The organism is Pseudomonas sp. FW305-E2 (genome assembly GCF_058782925.1).
In genome coordinates this window covers 1-19,389 of record NZ_JBYSYE010000017.1, presented here as the reverse complement: position 1 = coordinate 19,389, position 19,389 = coordinate 1, and the positions used below count along the sequence as shown (strand labels likewise).

The following is a 19,389-nucleotide window of genomic DNA, read 5'->3' as shown; positions in this document are numbered from 1 at the left end:
GCAAAAGCACAAAGACAGGCTAGCCGCAGTCCCCGAGACTCGTCAGGGCGAGCGCCGGAACAGGCGACGCGGCGAAAACCATAACAACAGAGAACCCGATCATGGCACACAGCCCCGCCCCTGACCAAGGCACGGACACCACCCGCAACGCGCTGTACCGGCGCATCACCTTGCGGCTGATTCCGTTCATTTTCATCTGCTACCTGTTCAACTACCTGGACCGCGTCAACGTCGGCTTTGCCAAGCTGCAGATGCTCGACGCCCTTAAATTCAGCGAAACGGTGTACGGCCTTGGCGCCGGCATCTTCTTCATCGGCTATGTACTGTGTGGCCTGCCAAGCAACCTGGCCCTCAATCGCTTCGGCCCACGGCGCTGGATCGCGCTGATGATGATCGCCTGGGGCAGCCTGTCCACCTGCCTGCTGTTCGTCACCACCCCTACCGAGTTCTACACCCTGCGCCTGCTCACCGGCGCTGCCGAAGCCGGCTTCTTCCCGGGTGTGGTGCTGTACCTCTCGCGCTGGTTCCCGGCGGCCCGGCGCGGCCGCATCATGGCCCTTTTCATGTCGGCGATCCCGGTATCGGGCCTGCTTGGCGGGCCGTTCTCCGGCTGGATCCTCGAACACTTCGCCGCCGGCCAGCACGGCCTGGCCGGCTGGCAGTGGATGTTCCTGATCCAGGGCCTGCCGACCGTGGCGTTGGGCGTACTGGCGGTGTTCCTGCTCAGTGACGGCTACCAGAAAGCCGCCTGGCTGAGCCCGGCTGAACGTCAACTGATCGCTGCCGACCTGCAGGCCGATGCTGCAAGCAAACCGAGCACCACCAGCGACAGCGTGCTGGCCGTGTTGACCAACCCGCTGATCTGGACCTTCGGCTTCGTCTACTTCTGCATCCAAAGCGGCGTATACGCGATCAACTTCTGGCTACCCTCGATCATCAAGAGCATGGGCTTCGACAACCCGCTGCTGATCGGCTGGCTCAGCGCCATCCCGTACCTGCTGGCAGGTGTGTTCATGATCCTTTGCGGGCGCTCGGCCGACCTGCGCAACGAGCGCCGCTGGCACCTGGTGGTGCCAATGCTGATGGGCGCCGTCGGCCTGCTGATTGCGGTGAACTTCGCCGGCAACCCGAGCATTGCCATTCTTGGCTTGTCGATCGCCACCATGGGTGCGCTTACCGGCCTGCCGATGTTCTGGCCAATGCCGACTGCGCTGCTCAGTGCCAGTGCCGCCGTGGCAGGTCTGGCGATCATCAACTCGGTGGGCCAGATGGCAGGGTTCCTCAGCCCGTACCTGGTCGGGTTCATCAAGGACCAGACCGGTTCAACCGATGCCGCACTGTATTCGCTCGCCGCGTTGATCGTACTGGGTAGCCTGGTGGCCTTGCGTGTAATGCGAGCGGGTTCGCTGAGTACTGCACGGGTGAGTTGAGGCATTCGCAGGCTTGCCCACGCCCACAAGTTTCAAGCCTGTGGGCGCGGGCAAGCCTGCAATGAGGCCCACCCAAGCCGCACCAAATCCACACCCGCCACCGATCGTCAGCTCAACGCATCCCCTTCCCGCCCCAGGCGTCAAATGGTTCCAAAGGCCCCTTTGGAGAAGCCCCATGACCCAGTACGCCGTGGCCCGCCTGGCCCAGCTCGACGAACACCGCCCCCTGCGCGTCCAGGCCGGCAACGAAGAACTCATCCTCATCCGCCAAGGCGATCAGGTACACGCCTACCAGGGCAACTGCCCCCACGCAGGCGCCCCCCTTGATGAAGGCGTAGTTTGCGGTGGTTTGCTGGTCTGCCCTTGGCACAAAGCTGCGTTCGCCGTTGACGACGGCGTGGTCTGTGAGCCGCCTGCACTCGCCGACCTGCGCCGCTACAAGGCATGGATCAAGGGCGATGAAATCTGGGTCGATGACCAGCCCCTGCCGGCAAGCGAACCGCCCAGGCACAGCGATGCCCGCTGTTTCGTGGTGGTCGGCGCCGGTGCCGCCGGCAGCGCCGCCGTCGCCACCCTGCTGGCTCATGGCTTCGCGGGCAGGCTGGTATGGATCGATCAGGAGCGCCAGCCGGCCTACGATCGCACAGCACTGAGCAAATTCGTGATTGCCGGGCAGATGCCGCCCGATGAGGTCCCCGCGCTGCTCGAAGCCGACGCCCTGCGCAAGGGCCAACTGCAGCGCAAGCACGGCGAGGTGCGCACCCTGAACAGCCAGAAGCGCCAGGTCACCCTCGCCGATGGTCAGCAGATCGATTACGACGCCTGCCTGCTGGCAACCGGCGGTCAAGCACTGCGCCCAGACATTCCCGGTGCCGACCTGCCCGGGGTGTTCACCCTCCGCTCACTGGAAGATGCTGCACAGTTGCTCGACGCAGCCGAGCCTGGCCAACCGGTGGTCATTGTCGGTGACGGCTTCATCGGCCTGGAGGCAGCCTCGGCATTGCGCAAGTATGGCGTGCAGGTGCACGTGGTCTCGCGCCACGAAGTCCCTCTGGTCCGACAGTTGGGCGAGCGTATCGGGCGCTGCATTCGCGCGCTGCATGAACGAAAAGGCATCACCTTCCACGGCCCCACCGAGGTCGAGCGGATCGAAGGCCAGGACAAGGTCGAAGTGGTGCAACTGGCCAATGGTGAACGGCTGCAGACCCCCTTGGTGCTGTTCGGCACCGGGGTAAAACCCGCCACCGCGTTCCTTCAAGGGGTGCCGCTTGGCGAAGACAAATCGGTGAGGGTCGACGCCGAAATGCGCGCAGCTGACGGTTTGTGGGCCGCCGGTGACATTGCCACGTTCCCGCTCTCGGGGCGCCCGGTGCGCATCGAGCACTGGCGCCTGGCCCAGCAACACGGGGTGATCGCCGCCGCCAACATGCTTGGCGAACAACGCCGTTATGCCGATGTACCGTTCTTTTGGACCTACCAGCATGGCCGTACCTATGAAGTGCTAGGCCATGCCAGAGACTGGAACCGGATCGATTTCGTCGGTGACCCGGAAAACGGCGATTTTGTTGCCCTGCAGTGTGTGGATGAACGCGTCGAGGCCGTTATCGCCAAGGGTTACTCCGATGCCATGGCGACGCTGTCGCAACGCCTGAAGCGCCCCTTGAGCCTGCAGGAGGCTTTGGCGCTCATTGGCTGAGGGGTGCCTTTCAATGCTTCCCGGTTGTGTGTAAAACAGGTAGGTCAGCCGACTGCATAAGGACCCACGCGCATGATCTACCGCCCCCTCGGCCACAGTGGCCTGCAGGTTTCCGCCCTTACCCTGGGCAGCATGATGTTCGGCGAGCAGACCCGTACCGAGGATGCCCTGCGCATCATCGACAAGGCCTGGGACCAAGGCATCAACTTCATCGACACCGCCGACGTTTACAACGCCGGGCGCTCGGAAGAAATCGTCGGTGAAGCCGTGGCGCGCCATCGCCATGACTGGGTCGTCGCCAGCAAGGTCGGCTTCGGCCCGGCCGACGGCCTGCCTAACCGCAGCGGGTTGTCGCGCAAGCACATCTTCAATGCCGTGGATGCCACGCTGACCCGCATGGGTATGGACTATCTGGACATCTATTACCTGCACCGCGAAGACCACAAGGTACCGCTGGAGGAGACCGTGCAGGCCATTGGCGACTTGTTGCGCCAGGGCAAGATCCGCTACTGGGGGGTGTCCAATTTCCGTGGCTGGCGCATTGCCGAGGTCTGCCATGTTGCCGAGCGCCTTGGTGTGCCCAGGCCGGTAGTCAGCCAGCCGCTGTACAACATCGTCAACCGCCAGGCCGAGCCCGAACAGCTCACGGCCGCCGCCGCCCATGGTCTGGGCGTCGTACCCTTCAGCCCGCTGGCCCGGGGCGTGCTCAGTGGCAAGTATGCGCCGGGCGCGGTGCCGGATGCCGGCAGCCGCGCAGGGCGGCAGGACAAACGCATCATGGAAGTGGAGTGGCGCCAGGAGTCGCTGACCATTGCCCGGCAGATTCAGACGTATGCAGAGTCCAAGGGGGTGGGCATTGTCGAATTCGCCATTGCCTGGGTGTTGAATAACCAATGGGTCAGTTCGGCGATTGTCGGGCCGCGGACCGAGGAACAGTGGGATACCTATGGCGGCGCATTGGCGGTGAAGATTACCGCGGAGGATGAGGCGTTCATCGATTCGTTGGTAACGCCAGGGCATGCGTCCACGCCGGGCTTCAATGACGTGGCGCATTATGTGAGTGGGCGGCTGGCGCGCAGCTGACGCATTGGGGAGCCCTGAGCCGGGCTCCCGGTCCCCCCTTTCCCCAATCACCTCGGTATCGTGCGCACCATTGGTTTTCCACCTCTGGAGCTGCAATGAAACTCTTGCAACCGCTGCAAATCGGCCCACTGACCCTACCCAACCGCGTATTCATGGCCCCCCTCACCCGCCTGCGCAGCCTGGAGCCGGGTGATGTACCCACCGCGCTGATGGCCGAGTACTACCGTCAGCGCGCCAGTGCTGGCCTGATCATCACTGAAGCCACGCAAATCTCCTTCCAGGCCAAGGGCTATTCTGGCTCGCCCGGCATTCACAGCGCCGAACAGATCGCTGCCTGGAAGCACATCAACCAAGGCATCCATGCCGATGGCGGCCACAGCGCCGTGCAGGTGTGGCACACCGGGCGGGTGTCGCATACCTCGCTGCAACCTGGCGGCGAGGCACCCGTGGCCCCTTCGGCGCTGCCGGCGGACGCACGCACCACCCTGCGTGACGCGCAAGGCAACCTGACGCGCGTGGAAACCTCCGCACCCCGGGCGCTCAGCGAAGCGGAGATCGCTGACATCGTCGCTGACTTTGGCCAGGCCGCGATCAATGCCTGTGAAGCCGGTTTCGACTTCATCGAGTTGCACGCCGCCCACGGTTACCTGCTGCACCAGTTCCTCACCCCCAGTGCCAACCAGCGCGAAGACCGCTACGGCGGCAGCGTTGAAAACCGTGCGCGCATTGTGCTGGAGGCGGTGGATGCGGCCATTGCCAACTGGAGCGCCGACCGGGTCGGTATTCGCGTGTTCCCGCTGGGTGGTTTCAATGGTGTGGACAATGGCGAAGACCAGGAAGCCGCCGGCCTGTACCTGATCCGCGAACTGGCCAAGCGAAACCTCGCCTACCTGCACCTGTCCGAGCCGGACTGGGCCGGTGGCAAGCCACTGCGTGACGAGTTCCGCCAGGCCATTCGCGCCGCCTACCCCGGGGTGATCATCGCGGCCGGTGCCTATACCGCCGAGAAAGGCGAAGACCTCATCGGGCGGGGTTTGATCGATGCCGTGGCGTTCGGGCGCGCCTACATTGCCAACCCCGACCTGGTGGAGCGTCTGCGGCTGCAAGCGCCGCTGAATGAGCACCGGGCGAAGTTCGATTACGCCAATGGGCCTGAAGGGTATACGGATTATCCGTTCCTGAAGCAGGCTTGATGCAAAAACGGGCGCTCTTGCGGGCGCCCGGTTTTTGTCGTGTCAGCCCAGTTCAGCCAGCGCCTGCGCGGCATAGGCATGTGACCGCTGCCGCGCCAGCGGGTCATGGATGCGGCAGTCGATCATCAGCTCGTCCGCCCCGGTCTGCTCGATCAGCGAGCGCAGCCCTTCCCTCACCCGTTCAGGCCCTCCGGCTACGGTGCAGGCCATCACCTGCTCGAGCACGGCGCGCTCGTGGTCCGGCAAGCGTTCGATGTAACCCTCTTGCGGCTTGGGCAGCAAGCCAAAGCGCCCGACATGCAGGTCCAGCATACACTTGCGGTGGGAGCTGGCCAGGTAGTGCGCCTCAGCATCGCTGGCAGCGGCGAACAGGTTCATGCCAACCATCACATAGGGTTTGGCCAGTTGCGCGGAAGGCTGGAAGTTGGCGCGGTAATGGGCAATGGCCTGCAGCAGGTAACGCGGGGCAAAGTGCGAGGCGAAGGCATAAGGCAGGCCCAGCTTCGCCGCCAGGTCAGCACCGAACAGGCTGGAACCGAGGATCCACACCGGCACATCGTGCGCACCCGGTACGCCGCGCACCCGGCGTTTGCCGTTGTCCGCCAGGTAATCACGCAGCTCGGCGATGTCCTGGCTGAAATCTCGCTCTGGCGCGGCGCCGCGCAATGCACGCACGGTCGGCCCGGACGTGCCTGGCGCACGGCCCAGGCCCAGGTCGATACGGCCCGGGTGCAATGTATCGAGGGTGCCAAACTGTTCGGCCACCACCAACGGCGCATGGTTGGGCAACATGATGCCGCCAGCACCCACACGAATGTGTCGGGTGGCGTTGGCGATTTCGTTGATCACCAGCGACGTGGCAGCCGAGCCAATGCCCGGCATGTCATGGTGCTCGGCGATCCAGTAGCGGCTGTAGTGCTGTTGCTCGACATGCCGCGCCAGCTGGCGGGATTCTTCGATCGCATCGGCGAAGGTCTTGCCTTCGCCGATCATGACCAGATCCAGTACGGACAGTGCAGTCATGGGGTCTCCAGAGGGATTATCAGTGGCTGCCAGTTTCCATGCTGCGCCGCCAGCGATAAACCCGGTTTCAGGCCCGGCATAGGGGCCTGGCATTCCCCAATCAGTATTCCCAAGGCACGCCCGGCTCCCAGCTGGCCACCAACAAGTCGATGAAGCCGCGTACCCGAGGGGACAGGTGGCGCTTGCTTGGGTAGACGATGCGAATGGGGTCTGCCGGGGGTCGGTAGGCGTGCAGTACCTCCACCAGATTGCCAGCGCGCAGGTCGTCACCGGTGATATAGGTCGGCAGGTGAATCAGGCCGAAACCGGCCCGGGCGCCGTCAAGCATGGCCTCGGAACTGTCGATGTTCAGCCGCCCGGGATCTTCGCACAGGTGCAGCCCCGCTTCTGTGTGAAAGCGCCAGGGCATGGCCTTCTCGCCCGCCAGGAAGGCAATCTTGTCATGGCCGTAGAGGTCGCCGGGCATCTGCGGCACACCGCGCTTCTCCAGATACGCAGGCGATGCACAGGTCACGAACTGCTGCCAGGCGACGGTGCGCGTCAGCAATTGCGAGTCTTCCTTAGGTGCACCGATGCGCACGGCGACGTCCACGCCCTCTTCGACCAGATCAACGAAACGGTCGGTGAAGCGGATATCCGCCCGCAGTTCGGGCCATTGCTTGAGGTACTGGTCGAGGATAGGCAATACATGGCGCTGCCCGAGCGACAGCGGTGCGGTCAGGCGCAGGGTGCCGGTGGGCTTGCCGCGGCGCAGGGCCATGGTGCTTTCGACCTCGTCCAGGTCATCCAGAATCTGCCGCCAGCGCTCGAACGCCACCAGGCCTTCATCGGTCAGGCTCAGCTTGCGCGTAGTGCGGTTGAGCAGGCGCACCGCCATGCGGGCTTCCAGGCGGGCGATGCTCTTGCCCACCGCTGAACGCGTCAGGCCCAGGCTGGCAGCCGCAGCGGTGAAGCTACCGGCCTTCGCGGCGCTGACGAAAGCGGCGATGTCGCCGAAGCGGTTGGGTTCCATGGTGTTTTCCTGACGCTGATCGAACCGCCATAGATGGGTGCGATTTCAGGCAATGCAAGGTTCCTGATCTAGTGGGGCTGCCTTGCAGCTTCCGTCTGCCCGAGGTAGCGATCGGTCCAGTTAGCCAGCGGCAGTGGCGGCTGCTGGTCGACAATGCGTCGCCAGATAAGCATCAGCTCTTGAGCGTTGAACAGCGAGCCAGGCCCGCTGCCTCGCCACGGCGAAGGTACACCGACCCTCCACTGCCCTTGATGATCGCGCTGAGCCATGTTGAAGCGAAAGGTATAATTCCCCGGGATCCCCATGCGCAGGTCGGTGACCACCAGTGCGTCGCCAATCTGGTCATAACGCAGCCAGTCATCGGTGAACCAGCGCAAGCGCTGGTGCAACGGGTCATCGTTCAGTGCTTGCGCCAGTTCCAGGTTGCGCGACAAGCGTTGCATTTCGGGTGGTTGCTGGTCGAGCACGCTGCTGATGCCTTCGTAGTAATCGCCATCCGGGGTCTTGGCCAGCACCCGCCAGACCAGGCTGTTGAATGCCATTGGCACGGCACGTACCTCGCTCACGACGACACCTTGCTGGTCCAGTGCCGACTGGAAACGCTGCTCGGCAGCCATGCGCCCCGCCAGGCCGAAACCCAGGTAGCAGGTACTGAACACCAGGGCCATGGTCAGCAGGCGGGTAGCCCTGCGGGTCACGCCCTTCATGAGGGTGAAAACCACCGCAGCCAGCAGCGGCACGGTGTAGACCGGGTCGATAATGAACACCGCCGCCCAGCTTTCCGGGGTGGCGTGCAAAGGCCAGAACAACTGCGTGCCGTAAACCGTGAAGGCGTCGAGTACCGGATGGGTTACCAATACCAGCCAGAACGCCAAAAAAAGCCTGGGCAAGGTATACCCCTTGCCGGGCCAGCGCTTGTTGACCAGCCAGGCCAACAGCAAGGCCAGGCCGGTGAGCACGAACAACGAGTGGGAGAAGCCGCGATGATAAGTCATCTGCGACACCGGGTCGGCATAGCGAATGATCACATCCAGGTCCGGTAGCGTGCCCAGTGCTGCACCATACAGCAGCGAGCGTCGGCCCTGGATGCGCCCGAGCACGGTCCCTTGCAGCGCCGCGCCGAGTACGGCTTGGGTGATGGAGTCCAAGGTGGGGATTCCTGAAAGAGTCGTTTCCGCACGCTACCCTCATACACCCCTGATGCGCAATTCTCCTGAAAGGCTCAGAACAACTGCCAGGTGTACACCAGCGTCAGGCGGTTCTCGTCGATATCACTGCGGTAGTTGGAGCGCGCCATGGCGTTCCTCACCCGAATCCCCAACCCTTTCAGTGCCCCGCTCTGCACCGCATAGCCGATATCCAGGTCACGCTCGCGGTCACGCCCCTCGTAACCCAGCCCGGTGTCGACATTGTTGCCGGTTATGTAGCGCACGGTCGCTGTCAGGCCCGGCACGCCCATGGCGGCGAAGTTGTAGTCGTAACGCACCTGGTACGAGCGTTCGTCGGTGTAGGCAAACTCATAGGTCGGCACCTCGTTGCCCAACGGCGAGATGTTGGCGAATACCCGTGGGAACGGACTATCGCCATAAATGCCCTGGTAGCCGGCATGGAAGCTGTGCCCGCCGTGCCGGGCAGTGAACAGCGAGAAGAACGCCTGGTTGTCGATGTTGCCCAGCAGCGCATCGCCTTGCTCACGCGCGGTGAAATAACCCAGGTTGGCGCTGAGTACCCAGTCCCCGACGGGTTTGCTGTGCTTCAGGCCAACGAAACCTTGTTGGTAGATGTCCTCCAGCTGACCGTACCAAAGGCTGACGCTGCTCTGATTGGCATTGAACGCATAGTCCCCACCCACATAGTTGAACGCGTCGCTTTCGGCCTGTCGCATCGGCACATGGCCGAGCATCGCGTTCATCTTGCCGTCGCCACCTTCGTTGCGCAGGTGGGTGCTTTTCAAGTGCCCGGCCTGCATAGTCAGCCCGTCGATTTCCGACGAACTCAAACTCAGGCCCTGATAGGTGGGTGGCAACAGGCGAATATCACTGAAAGTCAGCACCGGCAGGTTCGGTTGCAGTTCACCTGCACGCAGTTCGGTTTTTGATATCCGCGCCTTGAAGGTCGGCGCCAGGCGGCTGTACTCGTCGGCAGCACGGCCGTCGCCATGCACCGGCAACAGGCCGGTGTTGGTGCGGTCTGGACTGCTGTCCAGCTTGATGCCCAGCAAGCCCAGGGCGTCCACGCCAAAGCCGACCGGGCCCGGGGTGTAGCCACTTTTGAAGTCGAGGATGAAACCCTGGGCCCACTCCTCGGCCTTGGACTGTTTGTTGGCCCCGACAATGTCGGAAAAATCGCGGCTGAAGTAGTAGTTACGGGCACTCAGGGTGGCCTTCGAGTCCTCGAAGAAGCCGCCTTCGGCAGCCAGCAGTGACTGGCTGAGCAGTGTCAGGCCCAGGGCAACGCAAGGGGTGTGGTTCATTCCGAAGCTCTCTTGATCTTGTTTTTATGGGTAAAGCGTTGGAAACACGGCAGTTCATGGAGTACGGCGCAGCACCTCCCGGGCACGTGGCTGGCGCAGCCTCAGCAGCGCGTGCGCCAGCAGGCCGAACAGCAGCCCCCAGAACGCTGCCGACAGGCCCAGAAAAGCCACCCCCGAAGCGGTGACCAGGAAGGTGAACAGCCCGGCGTCGCGCTCGGCCGGTTCTGCCAGGCTGCGGACCAGGGCTTCGCTGATGGCGCCATACAGGGCCAAACCGGCCAGGGCCGCGATCAGTACGGCGGGAAAGGCGGCGAACAGCGACATCAAGGTGGCCCCGGCAATGCCCAGTAGCAGGTACAACGCACTGCCAGCCACCGCCGCCACATAACGCCGTTGCGGGTTTTCATGGGCTTCATGGCCGGTGCACAGGCTGGCGGTAACCGCCGCCAGGTTCAGCCCGTGGCAACCGAACGGCGCCAGTAGCGCTCCGATCAGGGCACTGGCGCTGATCAGCGGGCTGGCCGGCGTGGCATAGCCAGCGTTGCGCAGTACCGCCATACCCGGCATGAATTGCCCGGTCAGTGCCACCAGCACCATCGGCAGCGCCAGGCTGAATACCGCCGACAGGCTGAACTGGGGGGTGACCCACTGGGGTGAGGCCAGTTCCAGCACCAGTGCCTCGCTGCGCAACGTACCGCTGGCCACGGTCACCAGCATGCCCACGCCCAGCACCGCAGCCACGGCATAGCGCGGCTGCACCCGACGCATCAGCACGTAGGTGACGAACATCGCCAGTACCAGCAGCGGTTGCACCGGCAAGGCGCGGAACACCTCAATGCCAAAGCTGAACAGGATCCCGGCCTGCATACCGGCAGCGATAGAGCCCGGCAGGCGCGCGATGATGCGGTCGAAGGCCCCGCTGATGCCGATCAGCAGCAGGACCAGGTTGGCCACCAGGTAGGCGCCCACGGCCTGCGCCAGGCCCAGTTGCGGCAAGGCGGTGACCAACAGCGCCGACCCCGGGATCGACCAGGCGATCACTACCGGCACGCGGTAGCGCAGGCTGAGCAGCGCACCGAGCACCGCACTGCCCATGGACACGGCCCAGACCCAGGATGACAACTGCTGGTGCGACAGGCCGGCCGCTTCGGCGGCATGGAAAATGATCACCAACGGGCCGGCGTAAGAGATCGTCGTGGCAATGCTGCCGGCGACGATGGCCGACACAGAGCAGTCCTTGATCAGCGTTTTCATGAAGCTTCTCGCAAGCCAGCGGCCGGCCTTTGTGGCGGGCTCTTGTTTGGGTGTTGGCTGCTTCGCGGGCTTGCCCGCTCCCACAACGACTACACAGGCTTCACCTGTGGGAGCGGGCATGCCCGCGAAAAGCCCACTCGGTGGATCAGGCCTCCTGCAAAGCCCGCGGCCGCCCGCTGCGCTGCTCATCGGCACCGCCCTGGGCCTGCTGCAACTGGAAGTCGAACTTCAGCTCGGCATGCCGACCCTCCGGCCCTTCGACGAACACCACCTCCCCGACCAGCCCGTCCCGTGTGGCATAGGCAAAGTCATCCCACAGGTACTTGTCCCCCGACAGGTTTATCTGCGTGGTCAGGTGCCGGTACCCGGGCGCCGAGATAAAGAAGTGCACATGGGCCGGGCGCTGGCCATGACGGCCCAGCAGGTCCAGGCATTCCTGGGTTGGCCCCTGCGGGTCGCAGCCATAGCCCGATGGCACGATGGAGCGCGCGCGGTAACGCCCTTGGGCATCGGTAACGATGCGCCGACGCAGGTTGTACGCCGACTGGCTTGGGTCGAAGAACGAATAGGTACCACGGGTATTGGCATGCCACAGGTCGACCGTGGCACCCGGCAGCGGGTGTCCGTGCGGGTCCAGCACCTGGCCTTCCAGGAACATCACCGTGGCCACGCCCTCCTCGCTGCCGTCGTCCATGCGCACTTCACCTTGCGCAATCGGTGCGCCAGCCACGTACAACGGGCCTTCGATGGTGCGTGGGGTACCGCCAACGCGCCCCGCCTCCTGGTCCTTGGCATCCTGCAGCAGGTCGAGGAAGTGTTCGATGCCCAGCCCCGCCACCAGCAGCCCGGCCTCGCCACGACCGCCCAGGCGGTTGAGGTAGTCGACGGCGTGCCAGAACTCGTCTTCGCTGATGTCCAGGTCTTCGATCAGCCGCGCGGTATCCTGCAGCAGGCGCTGCACGATGCGTTTGAGGCGTGGGTTGCCGGCCGCATTACCAAAGCCTGCGGCCTCCTCGAAGAACTGCTGTACCTCGGCAGTATGGGAAATGTTCACGGTCATGGGGGTTACCTCGTCTTGTTCTGTTCGGTTCAGGCCTGCGCCGCCAGGGCCTGGGCGTGGCGCCGACCACTGGCCAGGTGCACGGCCATGGCCAGCGCGGCGATGGCGCCAGGAATGGCGAAGGCGATGAAATTGAGTTGAAGTGGCAGGTTGATGCCCATCAGCGCACCGCCCAGCAGCGGGCCGACGATGGCGCCATTACGGCCGATGCCCGAGGCCCAGCCCAGGCCGGTAGAGCGCACCGACAGGCCGTACATCTGCGCCGCGCCGGCATACAGCAGAATCTGCGTACCAATGGTGGTGGCGCCGGCAATGAAGATCAGCAGGTACAGCACCGGCATCGGGCTGTTCACCCCCAGCAGGCTGATCGACAGTGCGGCGGCAATGAAGAACGCCACCTTCACCTTGACCAGGTTGTAGCGGTCGCCCAGCCAGCCGCCGAGGATTGCCCCGGCCATGCCGCCAAAGTTCAGGGCCAGCAGGAATGACAGGCTTGAGCCCAGGCTGTAGCCGGCGTTGGCCATCAGCTTTGGCAGCCAGGAACTCAGGGCGTAGACCATCAGCAGGCAGCAGAAGAACGCAACCCACAGTGCCAGGGTGCGAATCGCCAGGCCATTGCGGAACAGTTCCAGCACCGAAGCACCGCTGCCTTTGCGGTCGGCCGCCTGAAGCACATCATCGGCCTGGACATCGCAGTCCGGGTCCAGCCGTTTGAGCAGTGAGCGTGCTTCCTCGATACGGCCTTGGCGCACCAGGAAACCGATGGATTCAGGCAGGTAGTAAAGAATCACCGGTAACAGCAGCAGAGGCACCGCTGCGGCGAAGAACATCGACTCCCAGCCAAAACGCGGCAGCATGAAAATGCCGACACCTGCCGACAGCATGCCGCCCAGTGAATAGCCACTGAACATGATCGCCACCAGCGTGCTGCGCAGGCGCTTGGGCGCGTATTCGTTCATCAGTGCCACGGCGTTGGGCATCAGGCCACCACAGCCCAGGCCGGCGATGAAGCGGTAGATGCCAAACTCGCTCGGGCTGCTGGCAAAGCCGTTGAGGATGGTCGCCCCCGAGAACAAGGCGAAACAGATGGCAATGCCCTTCTTGCGCCCAATGCGGTCGGCCAGGCTGCCGAAGGCCAGGGCGCCGAACATCATGCCGAACAGCGCATAGCTGCCCAGTGCACCGGCCTGCAACGGGGTCAGGCCCCACTCTTTCATGATGACCGGCAGTACCACACCGTAGATGAACAGGTCATAGCCGTCGAAAATCAGCAGCAGGCCGCACCAGGCCATGACCATCCAGTGAAACGGGGAAAAGCGCGCATTGTCGATGATCGGGTGTACATCAAGGGTTCGCATGGCATCTGTCGCTCTTGTTTTTGTTTTGGAAGAAAACTTTTGCCTTGAGGTTGCAGTTCAGCCCAGGTCGCCGCCCCCAACCGGCAGGGTCACGCCGGTGATGTACGAGGCTTCGTCGGACGCGAGGAACAGAATGGCCCCCACCTGCTCGTCGATACTGCCGTAGCGGTGCATCAGGCTGCTGTCGAGGGTCTGGTCGACGATCTGCTGGTACCAGTGCTTTTCCTGCTCGGTTTGCGCTGCACTGTTGCGGGGTACGCGCCGGGGCGGCGCTTCGGTGCCACCCGGCGCGGTGGCGTTGACGCGGATCCCACGGCCAGCCGTTTCGAAGGCCAGGCAGGCGGTGAGCGCATTGACGCCGCCTTTGGCCGCGCCATAGGGCACACGGTTGACGCCACGGGTGGCGATGGAAGAAACGTTGACGATGACGCCGTTGCCACGTTCAAGCATGTAGGGCAGCGCGGCATGGCAGCACCACAGTGTCGGGAATAGCGAACGGCGCACTTCGGCCTCGATCTGCTCGACATCGTAGTGCTCGAAAGGCTTGGCCCAGATGGTGCCGCCGACGTTGTTGACCAAGACGTCGAGGCGGCCGAAGGTTTCCACCGCACTGGCCATGACCCGGGCGCAGTCGGTGTGTTGCTCCAGGTCGGCGGTGAGGGTGAGCATGCCTTCGCCGGCCAGCTCGTGGACCAGTTCGGAACGGTCTACGGCCACCACTTGCGCACCTTCGGCCTTGAGCCGCCAGCACACACCCCGGCCGATGCCTTGGGCGGCACCGGTGACCAGGGCGACCTTGCCTTGGAATCTGTTGTTCATATGCAAATCTCCAGTTCGCGAGAGACCCTGTGGCAGCAATTGTCTTGCTCAAAGCCGGAAAGGCTGCGCGATCACTGTGGGAGCGGGCATGCCCGCGAACACGGGCGAAACCCGTGCCATCCACCGCGCTGCCTGCTTCGCGGGCTCGCCCGCTCCCACAGGGTCGGCGTATTGCTTTGAATCAGAGGGGCTGTCAGGCCGCAGCCGCAAACTTCTCGTAGTAGAAGTTGGCCGGGGTAATGCCCTGTTCGCGCACGTACTGGCTGACCGCTTCCACCATGGGGGGCGGCCCGCACAGGTATACGTCCACATCGCCGTCATTGAGGTGGCGTGGCTCGATGTGCTGGGTGACATAGCCCTTCTGCGGGTACTGGCTGTCCGGGTTGGCGACGCAGGCGCTGTAGGTAAAGTTGGGGATGCGTGCCGCCAGCGCTTGCAGGCGGTCGAGCTCGACCAGGTCGAAGTCGTTGGTCACGCCGTAGATCAGGTGCAACGGGTGCTCACTGCCCTGCTCGGCGATCTTCTCCAGCATCGCGGTGAAGGGTGCCAGCCCGGTACCACCCGCCAGCAGCAACAGCGGGCGCTGGATCGGCCGCAGATAGAAGCTGCCCAACGGCCCGGCCAGGCTCAGGCTGTCGCCAGCCTTGGCAAGGTTGGTCAGGAAGCTGCTCATCAGCCCACCTGGTACGTTGCGGATTAGGAAGCTGACTTCGCCGTCCTTCTGCAGCGAGCTGAACGAGTAGGCCCGGCTCTGCTCGCTGCCCGGCACCTTGAGGTTGACATACTGCCCCGGCAGGAAGGCCAGACGGCTCAGGGCCTCCCCCTTGATCGACAGGGCAATGGTGCTGACTGACAGCTGGCGGACATCGCTGATGGCGGCCTCGAAACTGGCCTGCTCGGTCTTGCACAGCTGCGACGAAGCCGGGATGCGGATGACGCAGTCGCTTTCGGCGCGCATCTGGCACGTCAGCACGTAGCCTTCGGCGATTTCGTCTTCGCTCAAGGCGTCTTCGATGAAGTTGTCGCCAAGGTCATAATGACCGGACTCAGCCTTGCACTTGCAGGTCCCGCAAGCGCCGTCACGGCAGTCCAGCGGAATGTTTATGCCTTGGCGGTAAGCGGCGTCGGCCACGGTTTCCTGACCGGTGGCTTCAATGAAACGGGTAACCCCGTCTTCGAAATTCAGTGCGATCTGGTAGCTCATGTTGCACCTCGCGGGCGAGCCGGGCCACGGCGCGTCACAAGACGCACCGGGCAATGCTCGCAAAACCCTGTATCAGATGTGGTAGATGTCGATGACCTGGCGGACGTAGTCGTTCTTCAGCACCACCTTCTTGGCCTTGATCAGCGGCTGCTCGCCGCGCAAGTCGAGGGTGTAGAAGCTGGTGCCGAAGTAACTGTCGGTGGTCTTGTAGCGGAAGCTCAGGGTGTGCCAGTTGAAGCGCACCTGGCAGCTGCCCTCGCCCTGCTCGACGATCTCGATGTTGCTGATGTTGTGCGAGGTGCGGGTGTCGGGCACGGTCGCACTGGAGCGCTCGGTCTTGATGCGGAACACACGGTCTTCCAGGCCGCCACGGTTGCCGTACCAGATCAGCGAAATTTCGCTTTGTGGGTCTTCGGTGAGGGTGTCGTCATCGTCCCAGCTCGGCATCCAGAAGCTGGCATCGCTGGCGTACAGTTCCAGCCACTGGTCCCACTGGGCATCGTCCAGGTAGCGCGCTTCGCGGTACAGGAAGTCGCGCACGGTTTCATACAGGCTCATTGCACGGCCTCCACGGGGATCAGCTGCTGTTCGTCCTTGAGGGCCTGGATCATGGTGTCCTGCCAGTACTTGTGCTGCAGCACGAACAGGCCTTCGTCCTCGGTGCGCACGCCCGACAGCAGGGGTTCGAGTTCAATCTCCTTGGCTGCCTCATCGGCGCCTTCGACCCAGTGTTTGGCGCCGCGGGACATGTCGTTCCAGCCGGTGCCGCCGCCATAGCCGGTCTGGCACGAGCGGAATTCTTCCAGGTCGTCCGGGGTGGCCATGCCGCTGACGTTGAAGAAGTCTTCGTACTGGCGAATACGCTTGGCACGGGCATCGGCGCTCTCGCCTTTCGGCGCGATGCAGTAGATGGTGATTTCGGTCTTGTTCACCGAAATCGGCCGTGCGACGCGGATCTGCGAGCTGAACTGGTCCATCAGGTACACGTTGGGGTACAGGCACAGGTTGCGCGAATTTTCGATCATCCAGTCGGCACGCGCCTGGCCGAAATCGGCGGCCAGTTGGTCGCGGCGCTCATAGGCCGGGCGGTCTTCCGGGTTGGCCCAGCGGGTCCACAGCAGCAGGTGGCCGTGGTCGAAGGAATAGAAACCGCCGCCCTGCTTGGCCCAGGCGCCAGCACTCATGGTCTTGATCTCGTCACCCGCCTCGCGCTGCTTGCGCTGGTTCTGGGTGGCAGCGTAGTTCCAGTGCACGGAGCTTACGTGGTAGCCGTCAGCGCCGTTTTCGGCGGTGAGCTTCCAGTTGCCTTCGTAGATGTACGAGCTGGCACCGCGCAGCACTTCCAGGCCTTCAGGCGACTGATCGACGATCATGTCGATGATCTTCGCTGACTCGCCCAGGTGCTCGACCAGCGGTTTCACGTCGGCGTTCAGGCTGCCGAACAAAAAGCCCCGGTACGACTCGAAGCGTGCCACCTTGGTCAGGTCGTGGGAGCCGTCGCAGTTGAAGCTGTCGGGGTAGCCGGCGTTGCTGGGGTCTTTCACCTTCAGCAGTTTGCCGCTGTTGTTGAACGTCCAGCCGTGGAACGGGCAGGTGTAGCTGGAACGGTTGCCGCGCTTGTGCCGGCACAGCATGGCACCGCGGTGGCTGCAGGCGTTGAGGAAGGCATTGAGCTCACCGTCCTTGTTGCGCGCGATAAAAATCGGCTGGCGCCCCATGGTCAGGGTGAGGAAGTCATTCTTCTCGGGGATCTGGCTTTCGTGGGCCAGGTAGATCCAGTTGCCCTCGAAGATGTGTTTCATTTCCAGGTCGAACAACCGTGGGTCGGTGAACATCTCCCGCTTGCAGCGGTAGATGCCCTTTTCACGGTCGTCCTCGAGCATGGCATTGAGGTAGTCGAATCCCAGGGACATGGCCAGGGTCTCCCTTGTTATTGTTTAGACCTGGTCAGGTTAGGGAGAAGGCTGGCGGGGGGCTATCCGGATTGTGCAGAGTGCTATCCATTTACCGTAGCGGGCAGCCGTTGGGGCGCTATTTGCTATTGTTTACTGAATACCGCTTGATCGATTATTCCTATGAGTTTAATTTTGTCCGCGTCCGTCAAGCCCGGCACGCTGTACTTCCTCAATGAGAGGGCGACACCGCTAATGAAGTCCACTTGGCCTGGCGTTCTATTGGGATCAAATGTGTATCGATACACTGCTTCACCCACATCGACCCCCATATGAGATGTCCCATCTCTAAAAAGCACTTTAGCATTGTGCTGTGCAAGTCGTTCATGCATTTTTGCAAAAAGATTCTCGCGATCGACGGGAGGCGGTGTGAATGAATTGCGTCTGAAGTACTTGGGAACGCTGATCCGACGGGGTATAAGTTTTCGTAACAAACTCGGAAGGTTTATAAGGAACCACATATGCCCACTTGGATCATCCCTGTTTATCGGATCCCCACCACAGTAGCTATAGGCATTCACGCCTCCCGCTCCAAATGGGCTAATACTGTCAGGCTTGTTGAATCTCATCAAGACAGGGCCAAACCCCCGGTATCCATCCCCCAACAAATAACACCCAAGTCCAGTGTCTTTGCGCTGCCCCTTGAAGCGCAAAAATGGCGCAACGGCGCTGTCAATGTCATGGCCGTAAGCGGTATAGTTCATCCGAGATACTTTATCACCCACACACACCAGCACCGACTTTTGTAAGTCCGTTGCGTAAAGCCCGGCCTGTTCATTACCACTCTGGGCGAGCACCTGTCCGTTGGCGCTCAAAAAACTCAATGACGGTTTATCAGAACATTCGATTGTCGAAAGACCATCGGCCGAGTAGAAAAATAACTGCCGCAATACAGGCATAAGTACCTCCCGTGTATCCACGAAGATCAAGGGTAGGTCGGGGCCAGTGCGCCCGCAACTGGCAGAAATAATAGGTACGACCCATGGGCTCAGTTATGAGCGTCGCTTGAAGGTCTGCGAGGGGAGCTCACCAAACTGCTGTCGATAGACTTCGGAAAAACGCCCCAAATGCAAGAAACCATAATCCAGTGCCAACTCTGTCACACTCCGCACGCCACACGTCGGGTCGCTCAGGCACGCATGCACCCGTTCCAGTTTCCGCTGGCGCACGTAATGCTTGGGCGTGATGCCCAGGTGCTGGTCGAACAACGCATACAGCGAGCGCAAACTCATGCAAGCCTGCTCTGCCAGCACTTCAGCCGACAGTTCCAGTTTCAGGTTGCGTTCGATGTAATCAAGAATGCGCTCTAGCCCGGCCTGCGGGGCACTCAGGCTCTCGCGGCGGATATTGGTGCTCATCAGGGTCAGCAGCTTGCTGGCGACAATCTGGCTGTAATGGCCCTGCACCCTGGGCAGCGAATCGCTCACTTCCGCCTCGTGGCAAACCATGGCCAGCAGGTTGACGAAGCCATCCAGCTCCTCCAGCCGGTAATGATTGCGCAAGAACCGCACGCCCCCATCAGGCCGCTGCCAGCGCTGTTCATCGCAGATCGAATCCAGCAGCCGGGTCGGCACCTTGAGGATGAACTTCTCGCAGTCTTCCGAGTAAGTCAGGTCAACCGGGTCGTCCGGGTTGATCAGCAGCAATTCGCCCGGCACCAGGTGCTGCTCGCGCTTGTGCCCGCGCCACAGGCAGTTGCCATTGAGCAAGACTTGCAGGTGGTAGATGGTTTCCAGCGCGGGCGACGTCACGCGAACACTGCCGCCATAGCTGATACGGCACAGGTCGAGCTCGGCGAACTTGCGATGGCTGAGGCTGGCCTGGGGGTGGGT

17 protein-coding genes are annotated in these 19,389 nt (G+C 62.7%); 4 read left to right on the top strand and 13 right to left on the bottom strand.

Features of this window, described 5'->3' with window-relative positions:
* Positions 1 to 101 precede the first annotated feature (101 nt).
* From AC3WLP_RS14715 to AC3WLP_RS14700, 4 genes are all read left to right on the top strand, one after another.
* Positions 102 to 1,430, top strand: a complete 1,329-nt coding sequence (locus AC3WLP_RS14715; protein WP_088513199.1) for an MFS transporter — start codon at positions 102 to 104, stop codon at positions 1,428 to 1,430.
* A 175-nt stretch (positions 1,431 to 1,605) separates the two neighbouring features.
* A complete protein-coding gene (locus AC3WLP_RS14710; protein WP_088513200.1) occupies positions 1,606 to 3,126 on the top strand; it encodes an FAD-dependent oxidoreductase in 1,521 nt (506 codons plus the stop codon).
* A gap of 72 nt (positions 3,127 to 3,198) precedes the next feature.
* Complete coding sequence (locus AC3WLP_RS14705; RefSeq protein WP_088513201.1) at positions 3,199 to 4,209, top strand: aldo/keto reductase; 1,011 nt, start codon at positions 3,199 to 3,201, stop codon at positions 4,207 to 4,209.
* 95 nt (positions 4,210 to 4,304) lie between these two features.
* A complete protein-coding gene (locus AC3WLP_RS14700) occupies positions 4,305 to 5,402 on the top strand; it encodes an alkene reductase (protein ID WP_047602856.1) in 1,098 nt (365 codons plus the stop codon).
* A gap of 42 nt (positions 5,403 to 5,444) precedes the next feature.
* On the opposite strand, the gene AC3WLP_RS14695 is transcribed toward AC3WLP_RS14700, so the two are convergent.
* From AC3WLP_RS14695 to benR, 13 genes are all read right to left on the bottom strand, one after another.
* Positions 5,445 to 6,425, bottom strand: coding sequence for an LLM class flavin-dependent oxidoreductase (locus AC3WLP_RS14695; protein WP_088513202.1), 981 nt, complete (start codon positions 6,423 to 6,425; stop codon positions 5,445 to 5,447).
* A gap of 100 nt (positions 6,426 to 6,525) precedes the next feature.
* A complete protein-coding gene (locus AC3WLP_RS14690) occupies positions 6,526 to 7,437 on the bottom strand; it encodes a LysR family transcriptional regulator (RefSeq protein ID WP_004374343.1) in 912 nt (303 codons plus the stop codon).
* Positions 7,438 to 7,505: 68 nt separating this feature from the next.
* Complete coding sequence (locus AC3WLP_RS14685; RefSeq protein ID WP_088513203.1) at positions 7,506 to 8,585, bottom strand: metal-dependent hydrolase; 1,080 nt, start codon at positions 8,583 to 8,585, stop codon at positions 7,506 to 7,508.
* Between the two features lie 74 nt (positions 8,586 to 8,659).
* On the bottom strand, positions 8,660 to 9,910 hold the full coding sequence (locus tag AC3WLP_RS14680; RefSeq protein ID WP_088513204.1) for an OprD family porin: 1,251 nt from the start codon (positions 9,908 to 9,910) through the stop codon (positions 8,660 to 8,662).
* A 54-nt stretch (positions 9,911 to 9,964) separates the two neighbouring features.
* Entirely contained in the window at positions 9,965 to 11,164 is a 1,200-nt protein-coding gene (locus AC3WLP_RS14675; RefSeq protein ID WP_088513205.1) for a benzoate/H(+) symporter BenE family transporter, read from the bottom strand.
* 145 nt (positions 11,165 to 11,309) lie between these two features.
* Positions 11,310 to 12,224, bottom strand: coding sequence for a catechol 1,2-dioxygenase (gene catA / locus AC3WLP_RS14670; RefSeq protein WP_004576272.1), 915 nt, complete (start codon positions 12,222 to 12,224; stop codon positions 11,310 to 11,312).
* A gap of 29 nt (positions 12,225 to 12,253) precedes the next feature.
* On the bottom strand, positions 12,254 to 13,582 hold the full coding sequence (locus tag AC3WLP_RS14665; RefSeq protein WP_004576273.1) for an MFS transporter: 1,329 nt from the start codon (positions 13,580 to 13,582) through the stop codon (positions 12,254 to 12,256).
* 57 nt (positions 13,583 to 13,639) lie between these two features.
* Positions 13,640 to 14,401, bottom strand: a complete 762-nt coding sequence (locus AC3WLP_RS14660) for a 1,6-dihydroxycyclohexa-2,4-diene-1-carboxylate dehydrogenase (RefSeq protein ID WP_012052358.1) — start codon at positions 14,399 to 14,401, stop codon at positions 13,640 to 13,642.
* Between the two features lie 193 nt (positions 14,402 to 14,594).
* Positions 14,595 to 15,605 carry a benzoate 1,2-dioxygenase electron transfer component BenC gene (gene benC / locus AC3WLP_RS14655; protein ID WP_012052359.1) on the bottom strand — a complete coding sequence of 337 codons (1,011 nt, stop codon included), beginning with the start codon at positions 15,603 to 15,605 and terminating at the stop codon, positions 14,595 to 14,597.
* Between the two features lie 72 nt (positions 15,606 to 15,677).
* On the bottom strand, positions 15,678 to 16,163 hold the full coding sequence (benB, locus tag AC3WLP_RS14650; protein WP_004374327.1) for a benzoate 1,2-dioxygenase small subunit: 486 nt from the start codon (positions 16,161 to 16,163) through the stop codon (positions 15,678 to 15,680).
* A complete protein-coding gene (benA, locus tag AC3WLP_RS14645) occupies positions 16,160 to 17,518 on the bottom strand; it encodes a benzoate 1,2-dioxygenase large subunit (RefSeq protein WP_004374325.1) in 1,359 nt (452 codons plus the stop codon). Before benA ends, benB begins: the two co-directional genes overlap by 4 nt.
* Positions 17,519 to 17,643: 125 nt before the next feature.
* Positions 17,644 to 18,456, bottom strand: a complete 813-nt coding sequence (locus AC3WLP_RS14640; RefSeq protein WP_088513206.1) for an RHS repeat-associated core domain-containing protein — start codon at positions 18,454 to 18,456, stop codon at positions 17,644 to 17,646.
* Between the two features lie 93 nt (positions 18,457 to 18,549).
* Positions 18,550 to 19,389: benABC operon transcriptional activator BenR (benR, locus tag AC3WLP_RS14635; protein WP_103340201.1), on the bottom strand; the 840-nt coding region annotated here is incomplete at its 5' end.